At 70.1% G+C, this 14,285-nt stretch carries 15 protein-coding genes; 5 read left to right on the forward strand and 10 right to left on the reverse strand.

Going from position 1 to position 14,285, the window contains the following annotated elements; all coding sequences use genetic code 11:
* Positions 1-6: 6 nt before the first annotated feature.
* From VHAB30_RS14240 to VHAB30_RS14250, 3 genes are all read right to left on the reverse strand, one after another.
* Positions 7-756: an electron transfer flavoprotein subunit beta/FixA family protein gene (locus tag VHAB30_RS14240; RefSeq protein ID WP_159277452.1), complete on the reverse strand. Its 750-nt coding sequence runs from the start codon at positions 754-756 to the stop codon at positions 7-9.
* Positions 757-893: 137 nt separating this feature from the next.
* Positions 894-2,183: a mechanosensitive ion channel family protein gene (locus tag VHAB30_RS14245; protein ID WP_159277453.1), complete on the reverse strand. Its 1,290-nt coding sequence runs from the start codon at positions 2,181-2,183 to the stop codon at positions 894-896.
* 39 nt (positions 2,184-2,222) lie between these two features.
* Positions 2,223-3,176: a histone deacetylase family protein gene (locus VHAB30_RS14250; RefSeq protein ID WP_056583365.1), complete on the reverse strand. Its 954-nt coding sequence runs from the start codon at positions 3,174-3,176 to the stop codon at positions 2,223-2,225.
* A gap of 89 nt (positions 3,177-3,265) precedes the next feature.
* Here VHAB30_RS14250 and VHAB30_RS14255 point away from each other — a divergent pair, with 89 nt between their 5' ends.
* The 5 genes from VHAB30_RS14255 (at position 3,266) to VHAB30_RS14275 (ending at position 9,002) form a co-directional block, all read left to right on the forward strand.
* Complete coding sequence (locus VHAB30_RS14255; RefSeq protein ID WP_159277454.1) at positions 3,266-4,186, forward strand: AAA family ATPase; 921 nt, start codon at positions 3,266-3,268, stop codon at positions 4,184-4,186.
* A complete protein-coding gene (locus tag VHAB30_RS14260; RefSeq protein WP_159277455.1) occupies positions 4,183-5,163 on the forward strand; it encodes a DUF58 domain-containing protein in 981 nt (326 codons plus the stop codon). Before VHAB30_RS14255 ends, VHAB30_RS14260 begins: the two co-directional genes overlap by 4 nt.
* Positions 5,164-5,176: 13 nt before the next feature.
* The gene (locus tag VHAB30_RS14265; protein WP_159277456.1) at positions 5,177-7,207 is read left to right on the forward strand and encodes a transglutaminase family protein; all 2,031 of its coding nucleotides are present in this window, start codon (positions 5,177-5,179) and stop codon (positions 7,205-7,207) included.
* A gap of 65 nt (positions 7,208-7,272) precedes the next feature.
* On the forward strand, positions 7,273-8,376 hold the full coding sequence (gene mltB, locus VHAB30_RS14270) for a lytic murein transglycosylase B (protein ID WP_159277457.1): 1,104 nt from the start codon (positions 7,273-7,275) through the stop codon (positions 8,374-8,376).
* 5 nt (positions 8,377-8,381) lie between these two features.
* On the forward strand, positions 8,382-9,002 hold the full coding sequence (locus VHAB30_RS14275; protein WP_159277458.1) for an HD domain-containing protein: 621 nt from the start codon (positions 8,382-8,384) through the stop codon (positions 9,000-9,002).
* On the opposite strand, the gene VHAB30_RS14280 is transcribed toward VHAB30_RS14275, so the two are convergent.
* From VHAB30_RS14280 to VHAB30_RS14310, 7 genes are read right to left on the reverse strand one after another with little or no spacing between them, the layout of a single operon-like run.
* Entirely contained in the window at positions 8,981-9,496 is a 516-nt protein-coding gene (locus VHAB30_RS14280) for a hypothetical protein (RefSeq protein WP_159277459.1), read from the reverse strand. The genes VHAB30_RS14275 and VHAB30_RS14280 overlap by 22 nt on opposite strands.
* The gene (locus VHAB30_RS14285) at positions 9,493-10,566 is read right to left on the reverse strand and encodes a beta-ketoacyl synthase N-terminal-like domain-containing protein (RefSeq protein ID WP_159277460.1); all 1,074 of its coding nucleotides are present in this window, start codon (positions 10,564-10,566) and stop codon (positions 9,493-9,495) included. The genes VHAB30_RS14280 and VHAB30_RS14285 overlap by 4 nt, the downstream gene beginning before the upstream one ends.
* Positions 10,563-10,841 carry an acyl carrier protein gene (locus VHAB30_RS14290; protein WP_159277461.1) on the reverse strand — a complete coding sequence of 93 codons (279 nt, stop codon included), beginning with the start codon at positions 10,839-10,841 and terminating at the stop codon, positions 10,563-10,565. The genes VHAB30_RS14285 and VHAB30_RS14290 overlap by 4 nt, the downstream gene beginning before the upstream one ends.
* Positions 10,838-11,995 carry an ABC transporter permease gene (locus VHAB30_RS14295; protein WP_159277462.1) on the reverse strand — a complete coding sequence of 386 codons (1,158 nt, stop codon included), beginning with the start codon at positions 11,993-11,995 and terminating at the stop codon, positions 10,838-10,840. The genes VHAB30_RS14290 and VHAB30_RS14295 overlap by 4 nt, the downstream gene beginning before the upstream one ends.
* Before the next feature lie 9 nt (positions 11,996-12,004).
* A complete protein-coding gene (locus VHAB30_RS14300; RefSeq protein WP_159277463.1) occupies positions 12,005-12,913 on the reverse strand; it encodes an ABC transporter ATP-binding protein in 909 nt (302 codons plus the stop codon).
* Positions 12,913-13,893, reverse strand: a complete 981-nt coding sequence (locus VHAB30_RS14305; RefSeq protein ID WP_159277464.1) for a BtrH N-terminal domain-containing protein — start codon at positions 13,891-13,893, stop codon at positions 12,913-12,915. Before VHAB30_RS14305 ends, VHAB30_RS14300 begins: the two co-directional genes overlap by 1 nt.
* Positions 13,890-14,285, reverse strand: coding sequence for a hypothetical protein (locus VHAB30_RS14310; RefSeq protein WP_062476723.1), 396 nt, complete (start codon positions 14,283-14,285; stop codon positions 13,890-13,892). Before VHAB30_RS14310 ends, VHAB30_RS14305 begins: the two co-directional genes overlap by 4 nt.

Consider the following 14,285-nt stretch of genomic DNA (forward strand, 5'->3'; position numbering starts at 1 on the left):
TCTTCCTCAGATCACTTTGGCTTCGTTCTTGAGCTTGTCCACCAGGGTGGCAACGTCGGGCACCTTGATGCCGGCGCCACGCTTCGGGGGCTCGCTGACCTTGAGGGTCTTCAGGCGGGGCTTCACGTCCACGCCCAGGTCTTCGGGCTTGAAGGTGTCCAGCTGCTTCTTCTTGGCCTTCATGATGTTAGGCAGCGTCACATAGCGCGGCTCGTTCAGGCGCAGGTCGGTCGTGATGACCGCGGGCAGCGTGAGCGTGAGGGTTTCCATGCCGCCGTCGACTTCGCGGGCCACGGTGACCTTGTCGGATGCCAGGTCGACCTTCGAGGCGAAGGTGGCTTGCGGCAGATCAGCCAAGGCAGCCAGCATCTGGCCGGTCTGGTTGGCGTCGTCATCGATGGCTTGCTTGCCCAGGATGATCAGCTGGGGCTGTTCCTTGTCGACCAGTGCCTTGAGCAGCTTGGCCACGGCCAGCGGTTGCAGTTCTTCAGCGGTCTCGACCAGGATGCCCCGATCTGCGCCGATGGCCATCGCGGTGCGCAGGGTTTCCTGGCACTTGGCATCGCCGCAGGAGACGGCGATGACTTCGGTCACGATGCCCTTTTCCTTCAGCCGAACCGCCTCTTCGACAGCGATCTCGTCGAAGGGGTTCATGCTCATCTTGACGTTGGCAATGTCCACCCCGGTGCCGTCGCTCTTGACGCGCACCTTCACGTTGTAATCGACGACCCGTTTGACAGGCACAAGAACCTTCATTGACTTGACTCCATTGGATTGCAAAAAGGGGGGCTTCGAGAGCAGCCGGCCATTTTAGGACGCCGGCCTTGGCTGCCTCTCCATTCTTCTTGTCGGCCTCGAGGGCCATAAAAAAGAACGATCGTGCTTTTCCGTGATTATAAAACAGCGGGAGGCGCTGCGGCCATTCCCGCCGGCAAAGATTCCACTCGCAGCACCCGCTGCGGATAGGGAATGTCAATGCGGGCGGCGCGCAGCCCTTCGAGGATGGCGATGTTGATGGCCGAGCGCACGTTGTCCTTGCCCTTGTCAGGGTCGGCGACCCAGAAGTTCAGGCTGAACTCCAGGCCGTCGGGCGCGAAGGTGACGAGGTAGGCGATGGGCGCCGGGTCGGTCATGACGCGCGGCTGGGCCTTGGCGGCGTCGCACAGGATGCCCTGCACCTGCGCCACGTCGCTCTCGTAGCCGACCACGATGTTGGTCGTGATGTTGAACTTGCGGTCGGCCAGCGACAGGTTTTCGACCCGGCCGGTGATGAGCGATTCGTTCGGCACGATGGCCTCGCGCCCGTTGCCCGCGCGAATGAGCGTGTAGCGCGTCTTGATGTCGGTGATGCGGCCTTCGAAGGTGTCGACCTTCACGTTGTCGCCGATGCGGATCGAGCGCTCCAGCAGGATCACGAAGCCGCTCACGTAGTTGGCCGCCAGCTTCTGCAGGCCGAAGCCCAGGCCCACGCCGAGCGCGCCGCCCAGCACCGACAGCGCCGTGAGGTCGACCCCCACCGCCGACAGCGCGAACAAGAGGCCGATCAGCAGCAGGAAGGCGCGCACCGCGTTCGACGCCACCTTGCGCATCGACAGGTCGCTCACGGCCTCGCGCAGGATGCGTTTTTCGATGGTGCTGGCGATCCACAGCGCGATCATCAGCACCAGCCCGGCGGACAGCGCGCCCTGGATGATGGTCTGCAGGCTCACGCGGGTCTTGCCGAAGGCCAGCGTGATGTCGTCCAGTTCGGCCAGCACCGGCGGCAGCAGCCCGACGATCCACAGCACGGCGGCGATCCAGGCCAGCCAAGAGATGGTGCGCTCGATCAGCCGCACCAGGCTCGAGGTGGGGAACACGGCCCGCAGCACCCGCGCGAACAGCCGGATGACCGCCAGCGACAGGAACACCGGCACGGCGATGCGCAGCACCAGCACCACGGGCAGCAGGTCGAGCGCCAGGCGACGCGCAATGCCGGTGAGCACCAGCGCGAGCAGCGGGAACAGCAGGCCGTCGAAGGTGCGCTCGCCGAACCAGATCGAATCCTTGGGCTGGTCGCGCCCGAACCATTTGCACACCGCCCATGCCATGGCCACGCAGGTCACGAGCACGGTGAGTTCGATGCCCAGGCCATGCGCGTCGACCTGTCGCAGGCGCTGGAGGAAGTCGTCGAAATTGAAATTCATCGGTGAAAGAAACAGGACGCCCCGCGGGCGCCAACCGGGTTACAGGTCCGCCAGCACGCGGATGTGCGCTTCCACGCTGCGCGCCAGGGCGTCCAGGTGGTAGCCGCCCTCGAGCAGCGAGACGATGCGCCCGCGCGCATGGCGCTTGGCGACATCGCGCACGCGGCCAGTGATCCAGGCGAAGTCGTTTTCGTTGAGGCCGAGCTGGCCCAGCTCGTCCTCGCGGTGGGCGTCGAAACCGGCGCTGATGAACACCATCTGCGGCTTGAAGGCCTCGAGCCGGGGCATCCAGATCGCCTCGACCAACTCGCGCACGTCCATGCCCTTGGTGTAGGCCGGAATGGGCAGATTCAGCATGTTCGACGCCGGGTGCTCGGTGCCGCTGTACGGATAGAACGGGTGCTGGAAGAACCCGACCATCAGCACGCGCGGGTCGTTCGACAAAATGTTCTCGGTGCCGTTGCCGTGGTGCACGTCGAAATCGACGATGGCCACGCGGTCCAGGCCATGCACCTCGAGCGCGTGCCGCGCGGCAATGGCCACGTTGTTGAAGAAGCAGAAGCCCATGGCCTGCTCGCGGCAGGCATGGTGGCCCGGCGGGCGCACGGGGCAGAAAGCGTTCTCGACTTCGCCGGCCATCACGGCATCGGTGGCCGCCACGGCGGCGCCCGCGGCGCGGCGCGCGGCCAGCAGGGTGAAGCGGGTCAGCACGGTATCGGGGTCGACCTGCGCATGGTCGGGGCCGCCGGCGGGCGCGTCGGCCACGAGGCGCTGCTGCAACTCCTCGAGGTGTTCGACATGCGCGTGGCTGTGGGCCCGGGTGATCTGTTCCAGCGTGGCCAGGGGCACCTCGCCCCGCGCCAGCGCGTCGCCGACGCCGGTCAACAGCAGCCGGTCTTCGATGGCATCCAGCCGCTCGGGGCATTCGGGATGCCCGTTGCCCATGTCGTGCTTCCAGAAGTCGCGATGCGTGAAGTAGCCTGTCTTGCCCATCTCTCGCCGTGTCTCGTGTCGTCGCGTCTAGACCTCACGCAGCATGGGGCCGCAAGGTCTTACGGTATCGTTTGCATATGGATACAAATATGGACGTTGCTGCGAAGCTAGCCACTTTGCTGAGTCAGCTTAACACGGTGATTGTTGGCAAAGAGGCCCAGGTGCGCGACTGCGTGGCCTGTCTGCTGGCAGGCGGGCACCTGCTGATCGAGGACGTGCCGGGGGTCGGCAAGACCACCCTGGCCCATGCGCTCTCGCACACCTTCGGCCTGCAGTTCTCGCGCGTGCAATTCACGGCCGACCTGATGCCGGGCGACCTGTCGGGCGTGGCGATCTACGACCGGGGCCAGCAGGCCTTCGTGTTCCACCCCGGGCCGATCTTCGCGCAGGTGCTGCTGGCCGACGAGATCAACCGCGCCAGCCCCAAGACCCAGAGCGCGCTGCTCGAGGCGATGGAAGAAAAGCAGGTCACGGTCGAGGGCGAGACCCGCCCCCTGCCCTCGCCCTTCTTCGTGATCGCCACGCAGAACCCGCAGGACCAGCTCGGCACCTTCGCGCTGCCCGAGTCGCAGCTCGACCGCTTCCTGATGCGCATCTCGCTGGGCTACCCCGACCGCGCGGCCGAGCGCCAGCTGCTGGCCGGTGCCGACCGCCGCGAGATGCTCGCCGGCCTGCCCGCCCTGCTGACCGCCGGCGAACTCACCGCGCTGCAGCAGCGCGTGCAGCAGGTGCATGCGGCCGAGCCGCTGCTGAACTACCTGCAGGACCTGATCGCCGCGACCCGCTCGGGCCGCTGGTTCCTGCAGGGCCTGTCGCCGCGCGCGGGCATCGCCGTGCTGCGCGCCGCCAAGGCGCAGGCGCTGCTGGCCAACCGGAACTACGTGGCGCCCGACGACGTGCAGGCCGTGCTGCCGCAGACCATCGCGCACCGCCTCACGCCCGTGGGCGATGCCGGTCGCGGCGCCGTCGAACAGGTGCGCGCCATGATCGCCGAGGTGCCGCTGCCGTGAACCCTGTCGGCGTCCTGCGCTCGCGCATCGACGGCTGGTTCCTCTCGCGCCGGGCCCCGTCGGACACGCTCGAGCTCACCCAGCGCAACGTCTACATCGTGCCCACGCGCGCCGGCTGGACGCTGGCGGCCACGCTGCTGGTGCTGCTGGTCGCGTCGATCAACTACCAGCTCAACCTGGGCTACCTGCTGACCTTCCTGCTGGCCGGCAGCGTCGCGGTGGGCATGCATGTGTGCCACGCCACGCTGCGCGGGCTGGCGCTGCGCATGGTGCCGCCCGAGGCGCAGTTCGCGGGCGCCGCGGCGGTGCTGCGCGTGGTGCTGCACAACGAACGGCGCAGCGTGCGCTACGGCATCGGCATGGCGGTGCGCGGCAGCGGCCAGTGGGCCTGGACCGACGTGCCCGCCGAAGGCACGGCCACGGTGGAGATCGCCTTCCAGCCCGAGCGGCGCGGCCTGCACCCGGTGCCGCCGCTGACCGCCGAGACGCGCTTTCCGCTCGGCACCTTCCGCGTCTGGACGGTCTGGCGCCCGGCCGCGCAGCTGCTCGTGTACCCGACGCCCGAAGCCCATCCGCCACCGCTGCCGCCGGGCGAACCCCTGTCCGGCCCAGCCGCCGCGTCGGCCGCGATGCGGGCGCAGAACGCCGGCGAGTACGACGGCGTGCGGGCCTACCGGCGCGGCGATCCGCTCAAGCTCGTGGTCTGGAAGAAGGCCGCCCGCGCGCAAGCCAACGGCTCCGAAGACCTCGTGAGCCGCGACACGCAGCACACGCAGCGCGAAGAACTCTGGCTCGACGCGCACGCCGCCGCGCTGCCTGACATCGAGGCCCGCCTGTCGCGCCTGTGCGCCTGGGTGCTGATGGCCGACCGGCTGGGCGTGGACTATGGCGTGCGCGTCGCCGGCCGCACGGTGAAACCGTCGCAGGGCGAGGCGCACCGGCGCGCCTGCCTCGAGGCGCTGGCGCTGTGCGCATGAACGGGGTCGCCGCATGAACCGGGTTGTACGCGAACTCACCGCGCTGCCGAGGGACGCACGGGACACGCTGTTCCTGCTGTGCGTCATCGGCCTCATCCTGCTGCCGCAGGTGAACGAGCTGCCCTGGTGGTGCTCGGCCATCACCGCCATGGTGCTGCTGTGGCGCGCCTCGCTGGCGGTGCAGGCGCGCCCGCTGCCCAGCAAGTGGTGGCGCATCGCGCTGCTGGCGCTGGCGCTGGCCGGCACCTACGCCACCCACCGCACGCTGCTGGGCCGCGACGCGGGCGTCACGCTGGTCGTGTGCCTGCTGGCGCTCAAGACGCTGGAGCTGCGCGCGCGGCGCGACGCCTTCGTGGTCTTCTTCCTGGGCTTCTTCGCGATGCTCACGAACTTCTTCTATTCGCAGTCGCTGCTCACCGCCTTCACCATGCTGCTGGCGCTGCTGGGCCTGCTGACGGCGCTGGTCAACGCCCACATGCCGGTGGGCCGGCCGCCGCTGATGCAGGCCGCGCGCATGGCCGGCTGGATGGCGCTGGCGGGCACGCCCGTGATGCTCGCGCTGTTCCTGCTGTTCCCGCGCTTCGCGCCACTGTGGGGCACCCCCAGCGACGCCATGGCCGGGCGCAGCGGCCTGTCGAACACGATGCGGGTCGGCACCATCGCCGAACTGGCGCTCGACGACAGCATCGCCGCGCGCATCAAGTTCGACGGCAACCGCGCGCCGCCGCAGAGCCAGCTGTATTTCCGCGGCCCCGTGCTGGCGCAGTTCGACGGCCGCGAATGGACGGCACTGCCGACCTGGGCGCGCAGCGGGCAGTCGGTGTCGAACCTGCGCACGCGCGGCGAGCCGGTGCGCTACGAGGTCACGCTCGAGGCCAGCCAGCGCCCGTGGCTGCTCACGCTCGACGCCGCGCCACGTGCGCCCGAGGTGCCCGGCTACGAGGTCACCGGCACACCCGACCTGCAGTGGTTCGTGAACCGGCCGATCATGGACCTCGTGCGCTACCGCGCCGAGAGCCATCCACAGTTCCAGAGCGGCCCGATCGTGCGCACCGGTGGCCGGCTCCAGCCCTACCTGGTGCTGCCGCCCGGCAGCAACCCACGCACCGCCGCACTCGCCGCCCAGATGCGCGCCGACCCCACGCTGGCCGGCGCCGATGCACAGGCCTTCGTGCAGGCCGCGCTGCAGCGCCTGCGCACCGGCGGCTACACCTACACGCTGGAGCCCGGCGTGTACGGCAACGAGACCGCCGACGAGTTCTGGTTCGATCGCAAGGAAGGCTTCTGCGAGCACATCGCCTCGGCCTTCGTGGTGCTGATGCGCAACCTGCAGATCCCGGCGCGCATCGTCACCGGCTACCAGGGCGGCGAGCTCAACAACGTCGACAACTACTGGGTGGTGCGCCAGAGCGACGCCCACGCCTGGGCCGAGGTGTGGCAAGAGGGCGCGGGCTGGGTGCGCGTCGACCCGACCGGCTCGGTCGCGCCGGGGCGCATCGGGCAGTTCCAGCGCCTCACGCCGCAGCCCGGCCTGCTGGCCGGCGCCATCGGCGTCATGAGCCCGACGCTGGTGCAGAACCTGCGCGCCGCCTGGGAGGCCGTGAACAACGGCTGGAACCAGTGGGTGCTCAACTACACGCAGAGCCGCCAGCTCGACCTGCTCAAGACCCTCGGCTTCAACGCCCCGAGCCTGGAAGACCTGGGCTACGTGCTGCTGTACCTGCTGGTGGCCGCGAGCCTGGCCGGCGCCGGCTGGACGCTGTGGGAGCGCAGCCGGCACGACCCGTGGCTGCGCCTGCTGGGCCGGGCCCGCGCGCGCCTGGCCAAGGCCGGCCTGCCGCTGCCCGAGACCGCGCCGCCGCGTCAGATGGCCCAGGCCGCCGACGCCCGCTTCGGGCCCGCCGCGCAGGCCGTGCGCGACTGGCTGCTGAAGCTCGAAGCCCAGCGCTACGCGCCCGCCGCGTCCGGCCCATCGGCCTCGCTCGCCGCGCTGCGCGCCGAGTTCCGCCGGCTGCCCTGGCCGCCCACGCCGCCGCGCGCCTGACGCGCGGCTGCAACCACATGTGTCCCCCGAAAGTGCGCATGCGCACGGGCGGCACAATCGTGCCCATGTCACACGCCTTCCCCACGCCCTTGCGCGCCGCAATGGCCGCCACCGCCCTCCTCGCCGCCTGCGTCGCCTGGCCCACGGGCGCCCTGGCCCAGAAGCCCCAGGCCAATGGCCGCCCCGCCGTCACGCCGGTGCGCGGCAGCACTCCGTACGCCACGCGCGACGACGCCATGGCGTTCGCCGACGATGTCGCCCAGCGCCGCAACCTCGACCGCGACTGGGTGCGCGCCACCATCGGTGCCGCGCGCTTTCTGCCCAACGTGCCGCGCCTGATGCTGCCGGGCCCCGTCGGCACCGTGAAGAACTGGCAGACCTACCGCAGCCGCTTCATCGACCCGGTGCGCATCGCGGCCGGCGTGCGCTTCTGGCGCGCCAACGCCGAGACGCTCGCGCGCGCCGAGGCCACCTACGGCGTGCCGCCGGAAATCATCGTCGGCATCGTCGGCGTCGAGACCATCTACGGCCGCAACATGGGCAACTTCCGCGTGATCGATGCGCTGGCCACGCTGTCCTTCGACTTCCCGCAGGGCCACCCGCGCGCGGCCGAGCGCATCGCCTTCTTCCGCGGCGAACTCGAAAGCTTTTTGAGCACCGAAAGCCGCACCGCCGACGACCCGCTCACGCCCGTGGGCAGCTACGCCGGCGCCATGGGCATGCCGCAGTTCATGCCCAGCAGCATCGCCAAGTACGCGGTCGACTTCGATGGCGACGGTCGCATCGACCTCGTGAACAACCCGGTCGACGTGATCGGCTCGGTCGCAAGCTACTTCAAGGGCTTCGGCTGGACGCCGGGCATGCCGTCGATCTATCCGGTGCATTTCGAGGAAGCGCGCTTGAAGAAGGCGCTGCTGCTGGCACCCGACATCCTGCCGACCTTCAGCGCCGACAGCTTCGTGGCGGCCGGCGCCGTGCCCGAGGGCGAAGGCCTGAAGCACAAGGGCCTGCTGGCGCTCATCGAGCTGCAGAACGGCCTCGACGCGCCGCCGACCTACGTCGCCGGCACGCGCAACTTCTACGTGATCACGCGCTACAACTGGAGCAGCTACTACGCGATGTCGGTGCTCGACCTCGGCCAGGAGGTCAAGGCCGCGATGGAGCAGTGACCGCGATGACACCGCAGGCGCTGCACGCGAACTGGAACGCCGCCTGGCACGCGCTGGGCGTGGCCGCGCCCGACGACGCGTTGCGGCTCGAACTGCAACGCCGCTACGGCGAGCCGCAGCGCCACTACCACACGATGCAGCACCTGGGCGAATGCCTCGCGTGGTTCGACCGGGAACAGGCGCTGGCCGAACGCCCCGGCGAAGTCGCGCTGGCGCTGTGGTTCCACGACGCGATCTACGACGTGCATGCGCACGACAACGAAGCCCGCAGCGCCGACTGGGCGCGGCAGGCGCTGCAGGCCGCCGGTGCGAGCGATGCGTCGGCCGACCGCGTCCACGCGCTCGTCATGGCCACGCGCCACGACGCCGTGCCCGAGGGCCGCGACGCCGAGCTGCTGATCGACATCGACCTGTCGATCCTCGGCGCCGAGCGCGCGCGCTTCGACGAGTACGAGCGCCAGGTGCACGCGGAATACGGTTTCGTTCCCGAGGAGATTCGCCTGCCGCGCCGGCGCGCGATCCTCCAGCGCTTTCTCGATCGCCCGGCGATCTACGCCACGCCGCGCCTGCACGCCCTGCTCGAAGCGCGGGCGCGCGAGAACCTTCAACGCTCGATCGCGGGCTGAATCGTCGGCAGCAGCCGCCACCATTCGGAGCGCGGCGGCACGTCGCCGAACGTCTCCTCCACCACACCGAACAGCAGCCCGTCGCGCCCCGCACCGAGCTGCGACAGCGCCAGCGGCCGCGCGAGATCGCGGCACAGCATGAAGCTCGCATCGCCCTGCCAGTCGAGGCTGCGGCCGACCTCGGCCAGCATCAGCGCGGGCTGGCCCTGCATGAAGGTGAAGGGCATCGGCAAGCCCGCGTCGAGCTGCGCCAGCCCCGCGCGCGTGGCCTCCCAGGCACCGCGCCGGCTGGTCACGCGCAGGCGCGCGCCCGCCGGCAGCGCGGCTTCGCCGGCCACGTCGAGGCAGCGCAGCGCGCCGTACATCGCCAGCTCGGTCCACAGGCCGACGCGGCGCGGCCGGCGGCCCAGGCGGGTCGCGAGCGCGTCGCGCCAGTCGTCGGGCGGCGGATGCGCCACGACGTGCGCGACAGTGCGCCAAGTCGGTGTGGTCATGCGGCGTTGCAATCCTTGAGCACCAGCGATGCATGCCCGCCGCCGAAGCCCACCACGTTGAGCAGGATGTGGCGCAGCCGCGCCGGCGGCCCGTCGCTCAGCGCGATGCCCAGCGTCTCGTCCAGTGCGTAGCCGACCGACGGCCAGGCGGCGCCTTCGATGCAGCCGACCAGCAGGGCCAGCTCCGCCGCCCCGGCCGCGCCCAGCGTGTGGCCGATCGCCGACTTGAGCGACACCAGCGGCGGCAGCGGCGCGAACACCTGCCGCAGCGCCTCGACCTCGATCGCGTCGTTGACCGGGCTGCCCGCGGCCTGCACCTTGATGAGGTCGATGTCCGCGGGCTGCAGGCCGCTGCGCGCCAGCGTCTCGCGGCACATCGCGCGCACGGCGCTGGCCTCGGTGCCCGAGGGGTTGCGGCCGTCGACCACGTTGGCGCCGCCCAACAGCGCCCAGCGCGCGGGCTGCGATCCGAGCCGCAGCGCCGCCACCGCTTCACCGAGCACCAGCCCCTGGCGTCCTGCACCGAAGGGCCGCGCGCTGTCGGGCGCCAGCAGCTGCATCGCGCCGAAGCCGGCCACGGTGAAGCGGTTGTCGAGTTCGGCGCCGATCACCAGTGCCTCGCGGGCCTCGCCTGCCCGCACCATGTCTGCGGCCGCCAGCATCGCGTTGAGCGCCGAGGTGCAGGCGGTCGAGACGGTGAAGACCGGGCCCTGCCAGTCGAGCGCGGCGGCGGCGATGTCGGCGAAATCCTGCAGGTCGCCGCTGAGCCGCGCGTCGTGCTGTGCGTGTTCCATGGCCCCGATGTCGAGCGACGAAGAGGCCACGAACAGCGGCCCCTGCCGGTCCAGCCCGTCGCCGGTCTGCGCGACCACGCGGCGCACCGTGTGCTGCACGCGCTGCGCCCAGTCGCCGGGTGGCACGGGCAGCGTGTAGACCGGCCACTGCAGGCCTTCGGCCACGGTCACCGGCGTGGGCGGCACGCCGCCGCGCCGCAGTGCCGCGAGCGCCGACGGCAGATCGTCGCCAAGCACGCAGGCCAGCCCCATGCCGGCCAGGTACACCGGACTCATGCCTTGCCCGCTTGCACCAGGTGTTCCGCCAGGTGCGCGATGGAGGTCATCGCACGGCGCGTGTCCTTGCTGTCGGGCATGCGCAGGCCGAAGTGCTGCTGGATCGCCATCGACACCTGCAGCGCATCGAGCGAGTCGAGGTCCAGCCGCGCCTCGGGGCCGAACAGCGGCTCGTCGTCGCCGAGGCCGCCGGGCGGCGCGTCTTTTTCGACAGCCTCGAGCACGAGGGCCTTGAGGCGGGCGATGAATTCAGGAGAAGAAGCGGTGCTCGTCACGGTGCGCGCCTGCGAAACAGAAAGACAGCCACGAAGAACATGAGGGCCGCGAACGCCACCAGCCGGCCGACCTGCGGCAGCACCTCGGCCACGCCGCCGCCGCGCAGCAGCACGGTGAGCAGCGCTTCGAGCCCCCAGTTCATGGGAGAGATTTCGACCATGCGCTGCATGAAGCCCGGCATGACGAACTTGGGCACCATGATGCCGCCCGCCGCCGCCATCAGCACATTCACCATCGGCCCCAGCGTGGCGGCCTGCGCATGGCTCTTGACGAGGCAGGCCACCGCCAGCGACAGGCTCACCGCCGCCAGGCTCACGGCCGCCAGCGACAGCAGCAGGCCGCCCCAGTGGATGCCCACGAGCGAGAGCGCATCGCCGCCGATCAACGGCATGAACCAGATGCCCGCCGCCAGCATCAGCAGCGCCTGCAGCGCGTTCACACCGAGGTAGGGCAAGGCCTTGGAGGCCAGCAGCATGGAACGCGACACGCCCAGGCTCTGCAGCCGGCCGAGCGCGCCCGAGCCGCGCTCCTGCACGAACAGGCTGGACAGCGAGGCCACCACGAAGAACATGCCGAACACCAGCCAGGCCGGCACGTTCTGCTGCACCGACGTGGGCCGCGGGCCGGCGGTGGCAAAGCGCTCGGCCTGCACCATCGCCTGGATGGACGCATCGGGCGCGGGGCTGGCCGTGCCGGGCACCGCCAGCGCGAGCCGCGCCTTGAGTTCGCCCGAAGCGCCGATGAGTTCGGCGCGCAGCGCGTTGAACAGGTTGGCGTCGATGCCGGGCTCGGCCAGCAGGCGGATGTGGGCGCGCGTGGAGAGCGCGGCCGATTCCAGTTCTTCCGACAGGCCCGGCTCCAGCACGATCACGTACTTGAGCGTGCCGCTGCGCAGCCGCGCCTGCCAATCACTGCCCAGCGGTTGCGGCGCGCCGTGGCTGCGCTGCCAGATCTGCAGCAGCCACTTGGCGGGCGTGCCGCTGTCGCGCGCATCGACCGCGTAGCTCAGTTCGGCCAGCGGCGGGCGGTAGATGTCCTTCAGCGTGAGCGACATCAGCACGATGAACACCATCGGCATCACGAACAGCACGGCCAGCCCATGCATGTCGCGCACGAGGGCCAGCAGTTCCTTCTTGATGAGCGCTAGGAGCATGGCGTTCGGTCAGTCGCGCAGCGAGCGGTGCGTGAGCGCCATGAAGAGCTGTTCGAGGTCGTGCCGGCCGAACTCGGCCTGGCGCACCTCAATGCCTTCGGCTTCCAGCGCGGCCAGCACGGGGCCGGGGCCGGTGCCTGCGTTCAGGTGGATGCGCCAGTGCGCCGCGCCCTGCTCCACCGTGCCGAAGCGCGAGAGCCTCTGCGCGTCGAGCCCGTCGGCGGCCAGGGTCAGCAGCATCGCGCTTTGCGACAGCAGCGCGTCGAGCGGGCCTTCGCGCAGCACGCGGCCCTGGTCGAGGATGGCGACGCGGTCGGCGATGGCCTCGATCTCTTCCATGTAGTGCGAGGCGTAGATCACCGCCGCACCGGCCTGCGCCAGGCTCTTGATCGCGTCGAGGATGAAGGCGCGCGACTGCGGATCGACGCCCACCGTCGGCTCGTCGAACAGCATCAGCTCGGGTTCGGGCAGCAAGGCGATCGCGAGGTTGAGCCGGCGCTTGAGGCCGCCCGAGAGCCGCTCGGCACGCACGCCCGCGAACTGCTCGAGCTGCGCGAACTGCGTGCAGGTGTCGATGCGCGCCTTCTTTCGCGCGCCCGAGAGACCGCCGGCCGCGGCGAAGCAGGCCAGGTTCTCGGCCACGGTGAGCATCGGATAGAAGGCCTGGTCCTGCGGTGCGACGGCGATGCGCGTGGGCGCCTTGGCGCGCACCTGCTGCAACGGCTGGCCGTCGATGCGGATGTCGCCCGACTGCACCGCGAGCGCGCCCGACAGGTGCGAGATCAGCGTGGTCTTGCCGGCACCGTTCGGCCCCAGCAGGCCCAGCACACAACCGCGCGGCACGGCGAGCGACACGTCGGCCAGCGCGGCCTTGTCAGCGTGCGGGTAGCGGTAGCCGAGCTGGTGCAGCTCCAACATCAGGCAACAGCGGCCTTGAGGTCGCGGAAGAAGGTTTCCTCTTGCTGCGCCTGCTCGCGCAGCTTGCCCGCCAGCGCCACCGGATCGACCGGCTCGCGGCCCTTGACCATGCGCGCAGCCTTGAGCGCGAACGCGCGCCAGCCGTCGCCGATGGCGATCAGGCGTTCGGACATCTGCGTGAGTTGCGGCTTGTCGAGCAGCTGCGCCGCCTCCTGCAGGAAGCCCGCGTAGATGAAACGGAAGCCCGCCCCACCCGTGCCGATTTCTTCCTGCATGCGCACCAGGTGGCCGATGAAGTCGACGCTGCGCGGATCGCTGGGCGACAGTTTCTGCATGCGCTTGGCCAGCGTGCGCATGCCGCGCACGCCGACGATGGGCACGGGTGCGAGCATGTTGCGCACGGTCTTGCGGATGGCCCGGGTCACCGAGGCGGCATCGACCGCCTTGCGCTCGATGGCCTGCGGGTAGTACATGAGGCCCTTGGGTGCCAGCACGCCCTTGGCGAAACGGGCGCGCGACAGGTCTTCGCTCGCGCAGCGCACGGGCTCCTCGAACACCGGGTCGCTGATCAGGTAGTCGTCGCCGTCCTTGCCGTAGACCAGCAGGTTGTGCGCGTTGAAGTGAAAGCGCATGTTCGGCGGAAAGTACGGCAGCCAGTAGACCGAGGTCTGCAGGCCCACGAGCTGGCCGTCGGCCAGCAGCGCGTCCAGCCGCTGCTGCCCGGCCTGCGGGCTGCGGAAGGTCTCGAAGCGAAAGCGCGCGGCCATCGGTGCCAAAAGGCCCTTGATGATGGCCTTGGGCGGCATGCGGTACGAGATGAGCGGCAGGCCCGACAGCTTGATGAACGGCAGGTAGGCGAAGGACAGTGCCGACGACAACCCCAGCGCCATCGCCTCGCTCATCGGCGCGCCGTGGTGGCGCATGAGGCTGGAGATGACGCCGCTTTCGCAGTGCGCCGCCTGTTGGTGTTGGAAGTTCACGGCAGGCCTTGCAGGGTGGAAACGGGCAGCCCCAGCGCCTGGCCGTAGCGGGCGAGCTGGGCCGGCGACAGCGCGGCGAAATGGCGCGGCTGCAGGTGGCGGCGCACGCGCCACTGCCAGAAGCCGCTGGTCTGCGAGAGCAGCGCCACGTCCATGCGGCGCTCGTACATCCAGTACTCGAGCGGCGAGGCCAGCCCGGCCTTCACGCGCGCCTTGGCCTCCTGCGCCTGCTCGACCAGCACGTCGACCGCGTGGCTGGTGACGATCTCTTCCGCCTCCCAGCCTTTCGAGGTGGTGGTGACGACGCGGCCTTGCGCGTCGCGGGCATACATCAGCTTGGAATGGCCGGCGAGGGTCGCGTTGCCCTCCTGTGGCACGGCATCGAGGTCCAT

It is taken from the genome of Variovorax boronicumulans (assembly GCF_009811375.1).
GTDB lineage: Bacteria > Pseudomonadota > Gammaproteobacteria > Burkholderiales > Burkholderiaceae_C > Variovorax > Variovorax boronicumulans.